Here is a 16,870-nt window from a genome sequence, read left to right as displayed (position 1 = left end):
AATAACTGCTTTCTATATAAGTTACCTCTCAAAAATAAGAGTTTAAATTATCCTCCTACGATTGCTGGATTTACCCAACTAAATTTTGCTGACTCTGCCGGTATTTTAACACGTTGAGAAACGCGCTCCATACGTGCAGGTAGTTTCATTAAATAATCTCGTGCTTTCTCTGCTTCTTCAGTAAGATGACTCATACTTGCTATATCCCATTGATCTATAAGCTTTTGCATGATATCTATGTAATCTTGAGCTGTATAAACACCTATACGTTGTGCGCTGTTTGAAAAATCTTCAAACGCACTACCTATACTCTCACCTTGCTCTCTTAAAAACATGGCTGGCATTACAATTTTATGCACCATCATTTCTTTAAATGCAATCATCATATTACTAGCATCTACTTTAAAGATCTCTGTTACAAAGGTACTGTAGGCTTTATGGTGACGCATTTCATCTCCAGAGATAATGCGACACATTTTTGATAAAGCAGTATTTCCATAACCACGTGCAAGTTTTGCTACACGGTTGTGTGAAATGTATGTCGCTAGCTCTTGAAAACTTGTGTAAATAAAGTTTTTATAAGGATCGCGGTCTGTACCTATATCAAAACCATCAGTAATTAAATGATGTGTTGTAATTTCTATCTGACGCATATTAACACGACCAGAAAGGTAAAGATATTTATTAAGCACATCTCCGTGACGGTTTTCTTCACCAGTCCACTGTCTGATCCATTTAGACCAAATGTTTCCTTTTCCTTCTACTTGATTAATACCTTCTACGTCCATTAACCAAGACTCATAGGTAGGTAATGCTTCTTCAGTGATAGTATCTCCTACTAGAGCTACCCAAAAATCATAGGGTAATTCTTTAGCTAGTTCCCTTAGCTCACGTACTTCTTCAAAAAAGGTGTCTTCTTGAGAATTAGGTAAGAAATCTGTAGGCTGCCAGATCTTATCTACTGGAATTAAGTACTCATCCATAAAGGATTGTACTTTACTTTCTAGCGATTGCATCACCTCGATGCGTATATTTTTAAGGGGCTTGCTCATAAGTATAGCTTATTATGTAAAGGTAGTCGTTTTGAATTTGTTCCGCTTTCGCGAAAGCGGAAATATTATCTAGCTCTATACCGCTGTAGAAGTAACGCCGTTATGCACAATTTCTTGTGTTTCTAGAATCACCTCGTCCATATCTCTTCCTTGAATAGGAATAGGGTTATGAATGGTTAATGCTATTTTATTTCCCATACCGTAAGGGAATTTTCCATAACGATCTACTTTCCAACTATTATTAACTGTTACTGGTACTATAACGGCGTCTGGAGCGTATTTAAAAATAGTCTTTAAACCGTTAGTTTGAAATGGTTTAGGAACTCCTGTTCTACTGCGAGTTCCTTCAGCAAAAATCACTACGCTACGTTTCTTTTCATGTACGTTCTTAGCAAATTTAATAAGTGCTGTTATCGCCTGTTTGCGATCTTTACGATCAATAGCGCAGTTCTCTCCTATTCTTAAATTAAGTGAGATGCTAGGAATACCTTTGGCCAATTCCTTTTTTGCAATAAATTTTGCATGATAATCTCTAAGATAATAAATTAATGGAGGTATATCAAACATACTCTGGTGGTTACATACAAATACGTAAGATGGACCAACAGGTAGTTCGCTTTTATAATTGATGCTAAAGGTATTGAAGAGCGGTAATTGAGACTGCATTAAAAACCAGTTCAGTATATAAACACTCTTTCTATGAGAATTATAACCACCCAATTTATAGCATAATAACTGAATAGGATGAAAAATAACCAAAAACAAGAAGAATAACAATAAATGAACAACTGTTAATGGATAGGAAATAATTTTTTGCATGCCGCAAAGGTAATTTGTTAATACATATCAATAATAAAAGAATGACTTTAATCTATATGCGTGCATAATAAATAATTTTATTGACTTAAAATAGCATTTTCTACTTGCTCATAAGATGGGTCTTTTGCTATTACCTTTCCTTTATTATCAATTAAGAAAATACCGCCTCCGCCGCCATTAACTTGATAAGTTTGCCAAATTCTATTCTCTGCATTTATTTCTGTTAATTGCTTCCATTTCCAATCTTTATTATTGTCTAAAAAAGATTTTAAGGCATCAGTATTTTTGTATTCTCCTGCAACACCTACCATTGTAAAGTTTTGATCTTTATACTTTTTATAAAGTGGTTTAAGCCTATTAGTATGCACAATACATGGACCACACCATGTTGCCCATAAATCTAACACAGCTACTTTCCCTTCTATTTCGTCTGATAATTTTACTAGATTATCATCCAAATCTGGAGCAGTAAAATCAATAAAAGTGTTTTCTACTATGGGGTTAGCTTGACTTTCAATCATGCTATTAGTTCTTTCACTATATGGATGATTAGGAAACATACTATCCAAGCTCTTCATAAGTTTCTTTCTACCATTATAATCTTGTAAGTCTCCTTTAAAAGATAAATCCCATGTTAACTGATAATAAGTTACTAAATTGACATTATTAGCCATATAATCTTTTAGTTTTTCTTCACGAATCACAAAGGACTCTTCACTTATACTTAATAAATTTTGAGCTTCATTTGTATAAAATTTATCTTGTACTTTTAGTCTCTCTATACTCTCGTACAATTCCACACTTTCTTCTCTAGAACTAGTTTCAAGTAATTTATAAATGTTTTTTGCTTCTTGAGTAAAGTAATTATCTTTCTCTTCTAATCTCTTGATTAAAGGGCTAATTGAATCATAAACCAGATTAGATGGGTCATTAACAAGTTTATCATAAACAAGATATTCATCTTGAAATTTACTACCTACAACTATATTTTGTTTTCTATGATCTTCATCATGGATTGTTAAATGCATTTTTCCTGGCTCTAAAAACAAGGGCGTTCCTAAACCGTAATTCTTATCTACAAACATTATAAAAAACAATGGATGATCTGATTCTATACGATAAGAGAATTTATTATCCTTAACCGGAATAATAACAACATCTTCAGTTCTTGAATCTTGGTATGGAACAATTAAAAATAACTTAGTCGCATCTGTTCCAACAGTTATCCCTTCAATAATAATTTCATTTTTTATAATTTCTTCTTTAGGAGTTTCTTTACAACTCGTGAAAATTAATAATGATATTAAAAAGAGAAATAGATAATTGGTTTTCATAAATAGAGCTTTATATGAGATGAAATATAAAAAAATGGTTGTGTATTTTACACAACCATTTTTTAAATTATTAATCTAATAAGCTTCTAACAATTCTCATTATAAGCCTCTTTAAGGTTCTCAGCAATCATCTCTGCTGGTCTTCCTTCTATGTGGTGACGCTCTAACATGTGTACTAACTCTCCGTTTTTGAACAATGCCATAGATGGAGAACTAGGTGGAAAAGGAATCATAGCTGCTCTTGCTGCATCTACTGCATCACGATCTACTCCTGCAAAAACTGTCACGATATGATCAGGTTTTTTTGAGTTGTCTAAAGACATTTTTGCTCCTGGACGTGCATTTGCTGCTGCACAACCACATACTGAGTTTACAACAACAAGTGTTGTACCTTCTTTACTTAGTGCTTCTTTTACGTCGTTCTGTGTATATAAGTGTTCAAATCCTGCGTTACCTAAATCGTCACGCATCGGCTGAACTAATTCTGCTGGGTACATAATATTAATTTTTTACAAAGGTAAAGACTTCTAGCTCTTTATAAAATAGTAATCCTATCATTTAAGTTTATTATAAGAATGCTTTTATGTATAGTTAAGTGAGTTGGTGAGTAAATTTTAAAAAAAACAATCACTCCCTATTTATTTCACTCATATCAGTAAATTTATAATAAAGAGCTGCTTCTGTTCTAATTTCATTCCTAACCGTTTACAAATGTTTAGTATCTTTAAAAAATAGATAGTAAGTTAATTATGGCTAGAAAAAAATGTCCTGAATGTAAGGAAGAAGTGCGCGGTAGAGCTGATAAGATTTACTGTAGCGACTACTGCCGTAATGTGGCTAACAATAAGCTTAATAGAGATAGTAACGCCTTAATGCGCAATATCAATAATAGATTACGTAAAAATCATAGAGTATTACAAGAACTCAACCCTTCAGATAAGATTAAGGTGACCAAAAATAAAATGCTTGCAGCAGGTTTTGACTTTAATTTTTTCACTAGCATTTACACTACTAAAAAAGGTACCGTCTATTACTTTGTATACGATCAGGGCTATCTACCTATGGACGATGATCACTATTTAATTGTTAAACGCGACTGATCAATAAAACACGTAAACGCACGTTAACACCTCTATACAAACACCTCATTCTTACATGAACTTCACTTCTAATAAAGACATCTACCGATGGATCATGATTGTAGTTGCAGTCATTATTACTTCATTAATTCTATGGAATACTTTTGATTTTTTCCAGCAATTGAAAGAGAACGAACGTAAGAATATACGCGAGTTTGGTATCGCAGCAACAGATCTTCAAAATCAATCTCTTAATGCAGACTTAGGTGATTTAGGTTTTACCGTAATGGGAAATACTACATCAGTACCTATGATAGTGGTTAACTATAAAGGTGAAATGAGTGCCCGTAATTTACCAGAAAAAGCAGAGCGCGATACAGAAGAACTTAAAAGATTAATCGAGGTTTTTAAACAAGAAAATGACCCTATAGTCACTGAGTTTGAAGGAGAGCCATTTAGTACCATTTATTATGGAAATAGCGACGTAATTACAAAGATTAAGTACTACCCAATGGCGCTGGTAATTATAATGCTTCTATTCTTCTCAGTTATATGGTTTTTCTATCGATCTAGTAAAGCCAGCGAGCAAAACAAACTTTGGGCCGGTATGGCTAAGGAAAGTGCACACCAGATAGGCACGCCGCTTTCTTCTCTCGTAGGTTGGACTACTATTTTAAGAGATACAGATGTAGATCCTTCTTACATAGATGAGATGGAAAAAGATATAAACCGTTTAAAAATGATTACCGATCGTTTTTCTAAAATAGGTTCTATCCCTACACTTACCGAAGTGGACATCGTACAGCAAACTAAACAAGCCGTCGAGTATATAGCTAATAGGTCTTCAAAGCTCATCAAATTTGACATAGACCTACCAGATCAACCTATACAGGTTAAGTTAAATGAGCCCCTTTTTGAATGGGTGATAGAAAACTTGATTAAAAATGGTATCGATGCCATGAAGGGAAAAGGAAATATATCTGTCTACCTCAAAGCAGACGTGTACAACGTATTCATTAAAATAAAAGATACTGGTAAAGGAATTCCAAAACAGCAATGGAATCAAATATTCACACCTGGTTTTACTACTAAAAAAAGAGGTTGGGGCCTGGGGTTATCACTTGCTAAGCGCATTATTAAAGACTATCACAACGGTAAAATAAGAGTAGCCGATAGTAAAAAAGACCTAGGAACTACCTTTGAAATTACTCTAAACAAGATCTAACAACGATTATGAGAGCTTAACTTCTAGGTAGCGTTACTGTAAACGTGGTCCCTTCTCCATAGACCGTGTTCATCTCTATTTTTCCATTGAAGTTCTCTACGATTTGCTTTACCATAGCGAGACCTAATCCCATACCGCTATTTTTAGTAGTGAATTTAGGTTCAAATATTTTGTTTTCGTTATCAGGATGTACACCTGTACCGTTATCCTTCACCTCTAGAAATACATGTTGAGTATTGTGAGTAACTGACACATCTATAACATTTTCTCGGCTACTATCCACAGCTTGTATTGCATTCTTAACAAGGTTAGTAACCACACGTATCAATTGAGTTCTATCAAAAACTATCATTAAAGAATCTGTATCTTCTGTATAATTAATATTAGATTCATTAAATATATCCAGCGCTAGTTGGGTTACCATGCACACATCAGTCTCTTCGTTTTTTTGAGCCGGCATAGTTGCATAAGTAGAAAATGCACTAGCAATATTACTCATAACGTCTATTTGCTCAATAATAGAATTAGAATATTCATTTAGTTTTTCCTTAGCATCTGGATCTTCAGGATCAAATCTTCTCTGAAAACTTTGCACTGTAAGTCGCATAGGTGTTAGTGGGTTTTTTATCTCATGCGCGACTTGCTTTGCCATTTCTCGCCATGCTTGTTCTCGCTCGCTAGTTGCCAGTTTTACAGCACTTTCTTCTAGCTCGTCCACCATTTTATTATAAGACTCTACTAGAGTATTTATTTCTTCAGTTCCTTTATAATCTATTTCTAGCTTACGGTTGCGTTTTGAAATATCTAACTCTTTCAGGTTATCAGAAATATTTCTAATGGATCTAGTTATATATCTGGATAAAAAATATGCTAGGACTATAGAAAAGCAGAACATAAGCGCATAAACTAATGCCAGTCTCTTAAGAAACTCCTCTAATTCATGATTCATAAAGTCGTCGTTCTCTATGTAGGGTAAGTTAAGAATAGCAATATCCTTAAACCTATTATCTACTAGGTAGGTATAACTAGAGCGATAACTCTCACCATCTACTTCAAATTGTTCTACAAAACGATCATCTTCGGCATTATTGAGTCTTTTAATAATACCTGGTGATATTTGATTATGTAAACTATCACTAATAAATTGTGCTTTAGAACTTTTAAGTAAAGCTCCATTTAAATCATACATATAAATAGGCATACCGTGTACAGCACTCAAATCATAAATATCTTTTTTAAAAATATAAGGCAAATTACTAGTCACCACCTCATAAGTAGTTTCATCTAGAATAAACGCAATATGTTCCTTAATTGCTTGTTCCTTGCGTAATAATCGCTTTTCATGATAATCCTTTGCCTGCTCCTGAAATTGATATATAGACATACCAGCAATCAAGACACTCGCAATAATAGTTAGCACCATCATGGAGAAGAAGATGCGATTTCTAAGGCTATTTTTATACAATTTCATTAAGGTAAAAATAACAATAACCGAGCCAGTTGTAAAAAAATATTAAATCTTATAAGTGAATGGTGTTTTAATTCCGCTTTCGCGAAAGCGAATACAACATCCATCTATAAAGAGTCCATAAAACTCTGCGCGAGGACAGACTGCATATAATCAGTTAAATTAATAGATTTGCATAATGAAAATAGATAATCTAGAGCAAGGATATTACGGAATAGGAATCATGCATGGCAAGACACCAGAAAATCTAGGTGTATTATGGCGTACGGCACAAAATCTAGGAGCAAATTTCATTTACACCATAGGTAAACGTTATGCAAAACAAGCCTGTGACACTCACAACGCTGTAGGTGCTATACCTTATTTTCATTATAAAACATTTGAAGATTTTTACAGTCATTTACCTAAAGGCGCTATGGTGGTGGGAATAGAGTTAACTGACAGTGCTGTGGTGCTAGAAGATTTTAAACACCCACGCAATTGTGTTTACTTATTAGGTGCAGAGGACCATGGATTAACTAACGAGGCCATCACAAAATCACATCATATAGTAAAATTTAATACTCCCAAAAGCCTAAACGTGGCAGTTGCAGGAAGTATAATCATGTATGATAGAAGCGTAAAAGGAAATCATGTCTACATAAATGGTGTTCCAAAAGAGTCCTAATAGACTTAAAATAATTTTACATTTTTAATTTTAAAACGATGAAAGTTTTTACTTTTATGATCTAAACTATTATTAAAATAAACCATGAAACAAGGAACTGTAAAATTTTTTAATGAATCAAAAGGATTTGGATTCATCATTGAAGAAGGAACTAACCAAGAATGCTTTGTACACGTTACAGGAACTATCGACGAGATAAGAGAAGGTGACCACGTAGAATATGAAGAAAAAGAAGGAAAAAAGGGAATGAACGCAGTTAATGTAAGACTAGTAGATTAATTTTCATTCCATAGAAAAAGCAAAATCCCAACTCATTAAATGAGTTGGGATTTTTTTTTATGGTAAAGAGTATGGGTGTAATTAATTACAGCCCATTAAAAAGCCGCTGTATGACTACAGCGGCTTTTTAAAATGTGTTTTATAGAATTGAATTACTTAATTCCTAATTCTGCTTTTACATCATTAGTAAGATCATAACCGTCTGCCATGATGATACCAGTTCCTGTAGTAGAATCAAGTACATAATCAAATCCTTTTCTTCTAGCAACTGCAAAGATAGCCTCTCTTACTTTCTTATAAAGTGGCTTTAATAAGTCCGTTCTTTTTTGACCCATTGCAGTTTGAGAATTTTGGTAATACTCTTCTAATTTTTTCTGACCTTCAGCAAGCTCTGCAAGAATTCTTTCGTTTTCTTCTTGAGTTCTTTGCGGTGCAGCTTCTTGTGCATTTTGATATTTAGTTTTCAATTCTTTATCCATCGCAGTTAACTTAGTTTCATAAGTTTTTGCAAGATTTCTTAATTGCTTATCTGCTGCAATAGCACTAGGTAACGACTCTACTAATGATTGAGAAGCTACGTGACATACCTTAGTCGGTTGCGCATCTTGTGCCTGACCTAGATTAATACCTGCAAAGATAAATGCGATTACTGCTATTAGTGTTTTTACTTGTTTCATTTCTTTATTAATTGTTATCAATTTTTAATTCCATCAGCCTACTGAGGCGGCTGCAAATATAAGGAGTTCCTATATTATTCACCACCAGGTGGTGTTTTCTTATTTTTCTCTGCGTTTCTAGCGTCTATCTCAGCTTGTTTCTTTGCTCTAGCCGCTGCTCTTACTGCAAGAACACTGTCTTTTCTACGTTTGCGGTCTGCCATGAGCTTATCTCTTCTTACTTTGTAAGCTGCTGCTTTTGCTGCTTTTGCAGAGTCACGCACTCTTCTTTGCTCATTACGGACAGCATCACGCTCTGAGATCGCTTTTTGAACCGCTTCTTTTTTATCTTCTTTTGCCTGTTCCTTTTTCTCCTTTTCCTCTGCCTCTACAACAGACAAGTAAGGTTCATCATCTTCTACAGGATTATTTCTTGCATCTTGCTTTTCTTGAGCATCTTTTCTTTTACCGGTTCTACCGATAGCTTTTAAAACTAAATCACTAACATCGTGACGGTCTGCACTATATAACAAAGCAGCTTCAGAACTATCGATTAACATGTCGTATTTCTTCTGCTTTCCTATCTTTTGCACCTCATTAAAAACTTGGTCTTGTATAGGCTGTATCAACTGTTGTCTTTGCAATAGAAAGTCACCTTGTGGACCAAAACGTTTTTGTTGATAGTCTGCTAGATCTTGCTCTTTTAAAGAGATATCTTCTTCCTTTTCTTCAATAAGCTCTTTAGTAAGTAAAACCTTTTCATTTTGAAGAGAGGCTTTCATTTGAGAAATCTCATTAGACATTTGGTCTATCTCACCTTTCCACCTTTGCATTTTTTGCTCTAGTTGTTTTGATGCTTCTTGATATTCTGGAACACTTTCTAAAATGTATTCCATGTCTATGTAAGCTATTCTTGCTCCTCTTTGTGCTTGCGCAAAAGTGAAACTAAAAAAAGCTACTACTCCAATAATTAAAATCTTAGTTCTCATAAGCTAGTTGTTTAAAGAAATAATCATGCCATATTTAAAACTGTTGTCCGATTATAAAGTGAACGTTCCAGCCACTAGGCTCATCACTTGCAACGTTAGGAACACTATCAAAACCATAACCAAAGTCAACACCTAATAATCCAAATGCTGGCATAAATATACGTAATCCTGCACCTGCAGAGCGCTGTACATCAAAAGGATTATAGCTTCTAAAACGGTCATATGAACCTGCAGCTTCAGCAAAAGTTAATACATATATAGATGCTGCTTGTTCTAATGATATAGGATAACGTAATTCCATAGAGAATTTATTGTATACCGTATCTCCATCATCACTTGTAGTTAATGCACTGTTATCATAACCACGCATTCTAATAATATCACGACCATCTAGAGAGAAAGAACCTAATCCATCACCACCCACAAAGAATCTTTCAAAAGGAACTAGACCGCGATCATTGTTATACGCTCCTAAGAAACCAAATTCAGTCTTAGTCTGTAAAATCAATTTTTCATACAGTTGCGTATACCACGTTCCTTCAAATTTGATTTTATAGTATTCTAAAAACTTAAATTTCTCTTGATCTATCTTACCACTATCTGCTATTCCATTAGTTTGAAATTCTGGATCATCTTCTAGATTTTCATAATCTACTCCATTCCATACAGAATAAGGTAAAGTCATTTTTGCTGTAAGTGAGAAGGAAGATCCATATGTAGGGAAAATAGGATTTACACCCACGTTATTACGACTTAAACCAACTGTGTATGCCAGGTTATTTGAAAAACCGTTAGGGAAATTAAATAAACTAGTCTGGTAGTTTTTTAAGTTATAATGTTGGAAAGAAATAGCTTGAGAGAACTGAAAGTATTGATCAGGCCATTCTAATCTCTTTGCTATACCTACCGTACCACCAGTAATTAAGAATCTTTGATTTCTATCTACTTCACTAAAATCTTGTTGATTTACACGGAATTGCTCACTGTGTGAAAAAGAAACATTAAAAGAAACTGGTTTTTTACCACCTAACCAAGGCTCTGTAAAGTTTAAACTATAGGTTCTAAAAATAGTACTTGCTTGTGCTCTTATGGCTAGAGTCTGACCATCACCCATAGGTACTGGCTCATATGCCTCGCCATTAAATAAATTACGTAATGAGAAGTTGTTGAAACGTAAACCTAGCGTTCCTACAAAACCTCCACCACCATAACCACCTTGCAATTCTATCTGACTTGCACCTGCTTCTACTAGTTCATAATCTACATCTACAGTTCCATCTTCTTGATTCACATTATTCAATTGTGGATTAATCTGTTGGGCATCAAAGAAACCTAACTGTCCTAACTCACGAATAGAGTTAATAATCTTCTGACGAGAGTACTTCTCTCCTGGAGACGTTCTTATTGCTCTATAAATAACATGGTCATTTGTTCTTGTATTACCACTTACACTAATGTTGTTAAAATAAGCTTCTTTACCTTCTACTATTCTAATTTCAAAATCAATCGTGTCATTTTGAACACGAGTTTCTACAGCGTTTACACTAGAGAATAAATAACCACTGTTTTGATATAGATTAGTTAAATCATCAGAATCTGGATCTTGTGGATTACTAATTTGTTCATCAAAAGCAACACCATTATAAACATCTCCTTTTTCTATTTTAAGTAATCTCTTTAATTGCTCATCAGAAAAAGCAGTATTACCTATAAACTTAATATCTCCAAAATAATACTTTCTTCCCTCTTCTACTTTTATATCTAGAGAGATGGTTTTATCATCTACCTTAGTCAAAGTATCTGATATAACACGAGCATCTCGATAACCACTCTCTTTGTATTTATCTACAACAGCGATTAAATCGGTTTGAAAATCGTCTTCAATATATTTAGACCTTTTTAAAAGTCTTATAAAATTCTTCTTTTTAGTGTTGGACATTGCACCGCGCAATTCCTTATCGGTAAGCATAGAATTTCCTTCAAAATTTATCTCTGCTATTTTAACTTTCTTACCTTTATCGATATCTATTTTCATATCGACTCTATTCTTTCCAGTTGTATCCACTAGAGTGCGAGTTTTCACTTTAGCATCAGCGTACAAGAATCCTTTCTTTTTGTATTTATCTTCTATAAAAGATCTAGTTGTAGTAATAAGATTTTCAGTCGCTTTACGTCCTCTAGTTAACTTTAATTCTTCTCTAAGATCTTTAGTCTGCCCTTTGCGCAGTCCTTGTATAGTTACCTCATTAAGGTTAGGTACCTCGATAATATTAATTTCTAGATTAATAGTATCCATCACATCGTCTTCTGGATCTCCTATAATATCTGTAGCAAAAATTCTTATGTCACTAAATAGTTTTAGATCCCACATTTTCTTTACTACCTGACTTATACGTTCACCTGGCACAAAAACCTCTTCACCTTTACGTAGTCCTGTAAAAGCAATTACCGTATTTTCATTATAAGTCTGGCTTCCTGTAACCGTAATTTCACCTATTTTATATTTGGTGGCATCACCTATAGCTAGGTCTCCTCTTTTCTCTTGAGCGTATGTAGCTGCACTTAATAGTAAACATGTTACCAGTAGTAGCGAGTTTGCTAACTTTTTTATCATTCTATAATTGTTCACTTGTTTTACCAAACCTTCTTTCTCTATCTTGATAATTATGTATTGCTTCTAACAGATTTTCTCTTCTGAAATCTGGCCAAAGCACTTCTGTAAAATATAATTCTGCATAAGCAATTTGCCATAAAAGGAAATTACTAATACGTTGTTCTCCACTAGTACGTATCAATAAATCTACATCTGGCATATAACTCGTATATAGATGTTTATTAATAACGTCTGTATCTATTTGATCGATCTCTAAGGAACCTTCCTTTACCTGACCGGCCACATTTTTTATAACTGATATCAACTCTTCTCTAGATCCATAACTTAAAGCTAGAGTTAAATTCATTCTTTTATTATCTTTAGTCGCCTCAATAACCTCAGCCAGCTCTTTTTGGGCAGACTTAGGTAAAAGACTTAGAACACCTACAGCTTTAAGAGAAATATCATTCTTCTGTAAAGTAGGAAGCTCTTTTTTAAGACTAGAAACTAACAACCTCATTAAGGTGTCCACCTCTAACTTTGGTCTTTTCCAGTTCTCGGTACTAAAAGCATATAAAGTTAAGTGCTCCACACCTAATTCTGCACATGCTTCTACTGATTGCCTAACTGCTTTTGCGCCTTTTTCATGTCCACGCACACGCATTAAACCTTGTTTTTTTGCCCACCTACCATTACCATCCATGATAATAGCAACATGCTTAGGGATTCTAGTACGATCGAGTAGTTCTTGTGCCATACTTAAAAGTTACAATAACAAGGTTTACGACCGAATGTGTAGGTAAGAGTCACCCCACTAAACACGTACCAGTCATTGTTATTTAAGTTACCAAATTTCAAATTGTCAAAATCTTTACTTCTCACAGGACTACTTCCATCGAGATTATCTGTAAAAGTATACCTAGCGCCTATCTCTGCTGCGAGTATCAATTTAGGAGTAAGAGACATCTTAACTCCAAAAATTATAGGCACCGCAATATCTGTTGTTTCACCGTATTCTTCCAACTCATTTGTGTTATTTAGTGCAAACAACTCATAATGAAACGCAGTAAGCCCAGTATATAAATAGGGTGTAAATTGTGGTCTACCTGAATATAATTCCCAATCCCAGAAGGTATACTCTATACCTACGCTCGCTTCTAGCATCCTGTAATCATAGTTTAAACCTCTTAAATCTCTTGAAATATCGTCGCTATCATTATCATCACCTACCATATTTGCAGATATAATGGTAGCTCTAAAACTGTGTCGTGGACTACGGTTCCATTTAAAAACACCACCTATTGCGACATCGTTAAATTGAATGTACTGAGTACTTCCTACATCACCTACCACATTTGAGGTTCCTGCAAAAATACCTAACTCATAGGTTTGCGCTTTCGCGAAAGCGAAACTAAAAAAAACAATAAATAAAAAAACTAACCGCATGGAATTTTTAAAACGTGCAAATATAACAATTCTCTTTACCCAGCATGATGTTTACATGCTCGATTCTAGTAATACAGAACTAGTATTGATGTTTTTTATTGTTTAATTGCGTTTATCTTCACCCCAAAGCAACTTCTCCCTGATGGTCTTAATGAAACTTTGTCCTTTTAGCTCTATGAGATCTATAGTGAAATCTGCTTTTTTAAGTGTCAATTGTGTCTCATTAGGATAGGATGCTATACGATTATCTAGCGATGCAAGAAATTCTTCTTCACGACCACTTACTTTAATAGTGATCTCTGTATGATCTGGAATAACAAGTGGACGTGCATTTAAATTATGAGGCGCTATAGGTGTTATCACAAATGCATCTGTATCTGGAGATATTACCGGACCACCACAACTTAAACTATAACCTGTAGAACCTGTAGGTGTGGATATTATTAAACCGTCTGCCCAGTAAACAGTTAACAGCTCTTCATTTAATTTAGTTTCTATTTGAATCATGCTAGTGGTATTCATACGACTAACAGTCACCTCATTAAGTGCAAAATTACGAGGTTCTGGATGGTTTTCTTCATGTGTAGAAACCAGCGTGATTAGACTGCGCTTACTTAAAGTATAATCTCCATTATGTAAAGCATTTACCGCTTCTTCTAGTTGGTCTTTATGCAGTGTTGCTAGAAAACCTAGTCTACCTGTATTAACCCCTATTACTGGAATATCTACTTTACCTATGTAGGCGACAGCTCTAAGAACCGTACCATCTCCACCCATACTTATAAGCAGGTCAAATGATTTATCTAATTGATCAAAAGAATCCAACCCCAATGCAACACCCTGACCTTTAAGCAAATCATGAAAGCCAGACTCCACTAGCGCGACGCAATCTTTACTTCTTAAAAGATCGATGAGCTTCTGACACGTTTTCACTGTGTCATCATGAAGATACTGACCGTATATAGCGACTTTTTTCATTTACATATTTAGGTATTTATTCAAATAATCTGAGCGTTCTTTTAAGGTATCTAGATAAGAATCTTCTTCGGCAGCGCTTACTATCTCATAACTATACCTTCTAAAAGTTTGCAGAACGGTATTTAAATTTTGAGGACTCAGTTTGAGTGTAATCTCAGACATATGATCATTATAATTACTTACAAAACAACCGAATATCTTAGAATCATTAGACTCCACTATTTGTGCTACTTCACTAAAACTATAATCATTAGATCCTTTTTGAACGACTACTACTGCACCAGACTCGTACATAAATGGTGCGTCATTAAATAGCTCCATAATATCTTTAAGCTCATAGTAGCCTAAATATTCATTTTTACCATCTAAGACAGGCATCATATTAGATTGATGTTGTGCAAACGCTTCTAAAACATCTAACCAGTGCGTTTCTTCTTTTACATGAAAAGCAGTCATAGAATATTTAACGGTCTGTAATTTTTGATCTGACTCAAAACAATGCGCATCATTTTCTGACAGACACCCTATATAAATATCATTTTCCATAATAGGCAAATGAGAATAAGTAAGCTGCGAGAATATTTCTTGAGCCTTTTTCATGTCTGACGAAATGTCCAATGGCTTTACATCATTAATTATGTATTGCTTAATATCCATAGAGTGCAAAATTTAACGCAAATTAATCAATTCTACACTTATGCGTCTGACGCAATCCTTTGTATTTTTGAAATAAAAATACAACATGGCAATTTTAAGTGTAAATGTCAACAAGATAGCAACTTTGCGTAATTCTAGAGGTGGTGATGTACCTAATTTACTAAAAGTCGCGATCGATCTAGAAGCATTCGGCGCACAAGGAATAACAATTCATCCTAGACCTGACGAGAGACACATAAGATATCAAGATGCTAGAGATCTTAAAAAAGTAGTGCAAACAGAACTTAACATAGAAGGAAACCCTATAGAAAGTTTTATAAAACTAGTGGACGAGGTACAACCTGCTCAAGTAACCCTAGTACCAGACGGACCAGATGCCTTGACATCTAATGCTGGATGGGATACTATTAAACATAAAGATTTCTTGACTAAAATCGTGAAACATTTTAAAGATCAAGGGATACGCACCAGCATATTTGTAGACCCTACTATAGAAATGATAGAAGGCGCTGCGCAAACTGGTGTAGACCGCATTGAGTTATACACAGAAGATTTTGCTAGTCTTTATGATACGGACAGAGATAAAGCAATCGCTCCTTATATAACAGCAGCAAAAAAAGCAACAGAACTAGGAATAGGAATTAATGCTGGTCATGATTTATCTCTAGAAAACATAAAGTTTTTCAGCGAGCAAATACCAGGCTTATTAGAAGTATCCATAGGTCATGCTTTAATTTCTGAAAGTTTATATCTAGGACTAGAAAATGTAGTTAACATGTATAAATCAAGACTAGCATAATGTTACATTCTATAATTTTAGGTGAAGGACAGCCATTTTTAATCCTACATGGCTTTTTAGGCATGGCAGATAACTGGAAAACTCTAGGTCGCAAATGGAGTGAAGACGGTTTTCAAGTACATCTAATCGACCAGCGCAATCATGGACGCAGTTTACATAGCGACGAGTTTAACTACTCATTAATGGCACAAGACATAAAAGAATATTGTGATGAGCATGAGCTTAAAAACATTATTCTTTTGGGACACAGCATGGGTGGTAAAGTAGCCATGCGATTTGCTGCAGAAAATGAAAGCTATTTAGACAAATTGATAATAGCAGATATCGCCCCTAAAGTATACCCACCACACCATAGCGATATTATAAATGGACTAAAAAGCATTGACTTTGATAAGGTAAGCTCTCGCAATGATGCAGACGAGATGTTAGAAAAAGTAATTTCTGACTTCGGCACACGTCAGTTCTTGTTAAAAAGTCTTTATCGCGTTGAGAAAGGTCGTTATGGATGGCGATTTAATCTAGATGTCTTAGGTGAGTCTCAAGAAAAAGTCGGTGTTCACGACCCTATTACTACACCTATAAAAACACCTACCCTTTTTATAAGAGGTGGTAAGTCTGGATACATATTAGACAGTGACGTGATGATTATAGAGCACGCTTTCGCGAAAGCGGAACTAAAAACAATAGAAAATGCAGGACACTGGCTTCATGCAGAGAAACCGCAAGAATTCTTAACATATGTTACGAAATTCGTAAAATAACAGTTGTTATGCTTGCATAATAATAACGAAAACGCTTGCGTAATATTAATTTAATATTAAATTTGACA

At 34.5% G+C, this 16,870-nt stretch carries 18 protein-coding genes; 6 read left to right on the top strand and 12 right to left on the bottom strand.

From position 1 onward, the window contains the following. Positions 1–47 precede the first annotated feature (47 nt). The 4 genes from LY01_RS03395 to LY01_RS03380 all read right to left on the bottom strand — a co-directional run bounded on the left by LY01_RS03395 (position 48) and on the right by LY01_RS03380 (position 3,702). Complete coding sequence (locus tag LY01_RS03395; RefSeq protein ID WP_104514390.1) at positions 48–1,052, bottom strand: acyl-ACP desaturase; 1,005 nt, start codon at positions 1,050–1,052, stop codon at positions 48–50. 75 nt (positions 1,053–1,127) lie between these two features. Next, complete coding sequence (locus tag LY01_RS03390; RefSeq protein ID WP_104514389.1) at positions 1,128–1,871, bottom strand: lysophospholipid acyltransferase family protein; 744 nt, start codon at positions 1,869–1,871, stop codon at positions 1,128–1,130. 77 nt (positions 1,872–1,948) lie between these two features. After that, positions 1,949–3,205 (bottom strand): TlpA disulfide reductase family protein, encoded by a 1,257-nt coding sequence (locus LY01_RS03385; RefSeq protein WP_104514388.1) that lies wholly within the window; start codon positions 3,203–3,205, stop codon positions 1,949–1,951. A gap of 86 nt (positions 3,206–3,291) precedes the next feature. Then, positions 3,292–3,702, bottom strand: a complete 411-nt coding sequence (locus LY01_RS03380; protein WP_104514387.1) for a BrxA/BrxB family bacilliredoxin — start codon at positions 3,700–3,702, stop codon at positions 3,292–3,294. Positions 3,703–3,954: 252 nt separating this feature from the next. Here LY01_RS03380 and LY01_RS03375 point away from each other — a divergent pair, with 252 nt between their 5' ends. Then, the gene (locus LY01_RS03375) at positions 3,955–4,305 is read left to right on the top strand and encodes a hypothetical protein (protein WP_104514386.1); all 351 of its coding nucleotides are present in this window, start codon (positions 3,955–3,957) and stop codon (positions 4,303–4,305) included. 55 nt (positions 4,306–4,360) lie between these two features. Continuing rightward, positions 4,361–5,509 (top strand): sensor histidine kinase, encoded by a 1,149-nt coding sequence (locus tag LY01_RS03370; protein WP_104514385.1) that lies wholly within the window; start codon positions 4,361–4,363, stop codon positions 5,507–5,509. 16 nt (positions 5,510–5,525) lie between these two features. Here LY01_RS03370 and LY01_RS03365 read toward each other — a convergent pair whose 3' ends face one another. Continuing rightward, positions 5,526–6,980 carry a sensor histidine kinase gene (locus LY01_RS03365; protein WP_245890617.1) on the bottom strand — a complete coding sequence of 485 codons (1,455 nt, stop codon included), beginning with the start codon at positions 6,978–6,980 and terminating at the stop codon, positions 5,526–5,528. A 175-nt stretch (positions 6,981–7,155) separates the two neighbouring features. On the opposite strand from LY01_RS03365, the gene LY01_RS03360 reads away from it, so the two are divergent. Next, complete coding sequence (locus LY01_RS03360) at positions 7,156–7,644, top strand: RNA methyltransferase (RefSeq protein WP_104514384.1); 489 nt, start codon at positions 7,156–7,158, stop codon at positions 7,642–7,644. A gap of 84 nt (positions 7,645–7,728) precedes the next feature. Further along, positions 7,729–7,923: a cold-shock protein gene (locus tag LY01_RS03355; protein WP_104514383.1), complete on the top strand. Its 195-nt coding sequence runs from the start codon at positions 7,729–7,731 to the stop codon at positions 7,921–7,923. A 152-nt stretch (positions 7,924–8,075) separates the two neighbouring features. On the opposite strand, the gene LY01_RS03350 is transcribed toward LY01_RS03355, so the two are convergent. The 7 genes from LY01_RS03350 to LY01_RS03320 form a co-directional block, all read right to left on the bottom strand. Further along, positions 8,076–8,600: an OmpH family outer membrane protein gene (locus LY01_RS03350; RefSeq protein ID WP_104514730.1), complete on the bottom strand. Its 525-nt coding sequence runs from the start codon at positions 8,598–8,600 to the stop codon at positions 8,076–8,078. A 74-nt stretch (positions 8,601–8,674) separates the two neighbouring features. Next, positions 8,675–9,568: an OmpH family outer membrane protein gene (locus LY01_RS03345; protein WP_104514382.1), complete on the bottom strand. Its 894-nt coding sequence runs from the start codon at positions 9,566–9,568 to the stop codon at positions 8,675–8,677. 34 nt (positions 9,569–9,602) lie between these two features. Beyond that, entirely contained in the window at positions 9,603–12,182 is a 2,580-nt protein-coding gene (gene bamA, locus LY01_RS03340; protein ID WP_211289259.1) for an outer membrane protein assembly factor BamA, read from the bottom strand. Position 12,183: 1 nt separating this feature from the next. Next, positions 12,184–12,918, bottom strand: coding sequence for an isoprenyl transferase (locus tag LY01_RS03335; RefSeq protein ID WP_104514381.1), 735 nt, complete (start codon positions 12,916–12,918; stop codon positions 12,184–12,186). 2 nt (positions 12,919–12,920) lie between these two features. Further along, complete coding sequence (gene porG, locus LY01_RS03330; protein ID WP_104514380.1) at positions 12,921–13,607, bottom strand: type IX secretion system protein PorG; 687 nt, start codon at positions 13,605–13,607, stop codon at positions 12,921–12,923. Positions 13,608–13,709: 102 nt separating this feature from the next. Continuing rightward, entirely contained in the window at positions 13,710–14,585 is an 876-nt protein-coding gene (locus LY01_RS03325; protein WP_104514379.1) for an NAD kinase, read from the bottom strand. Next, a complete protein-coding gene (locus LY01_RS03320; RefSeq protein ID WP_104514378.1) occupies positions 14,586–15,242 on the bottom strand; it encodes a CBS domain-containing protein in 657 nt (218 codons plus the stop codon). 85 nt (positions 15,243–15,327) lie between these two features. Here LY01_RS03320 and LY01_RS03315 point away from each other — a divergent pair, with 85 nt between their 5' ends. Continuing rightward, the gene (locus tag LY01_RS03315) at positions 15,328–16,041 is read left to right on the top strand and encodes a pyridoxine 5'-phosphate synthase (protein ID WP_104514377.1); all 714 of its coding nucleotides are present in this window, start codon (positions 15,328–15,330) and stop codon (positions 16,039–16,041) included. Then, positions 16,041–16,802 (top strand): alpha/beta fold hydrolase, encoded by a 762-nt coding sequence (locus LY01_RS03310; RefSeq protein ID WP_104514376.1) that lies wholly within the window; start codon positions 16,041–16,043, stop codon positions 16,800–16,802. Before LY01_RS03315 ends, LY01_RS03310 begins: the two co-directional genes overlap by 1 nt. Positions 16,803–16,870 lie beyond the last annotated feature (68 nt).

This window comes from Nonlabens xylanidelens, assembly GCF_002934445.1.
GTDB lineage: Bacteria > Bacteroidota > Bacteroidia > Flavobacteriales > Flavobacteriaceae > Nonlabens > Nonlabens xylanidelens.
The sequence above is the reverse complement of the archived record's forward strand: the minus strand, read 5'-3'. Positions and strand labels throughout refer to the sequence as shown.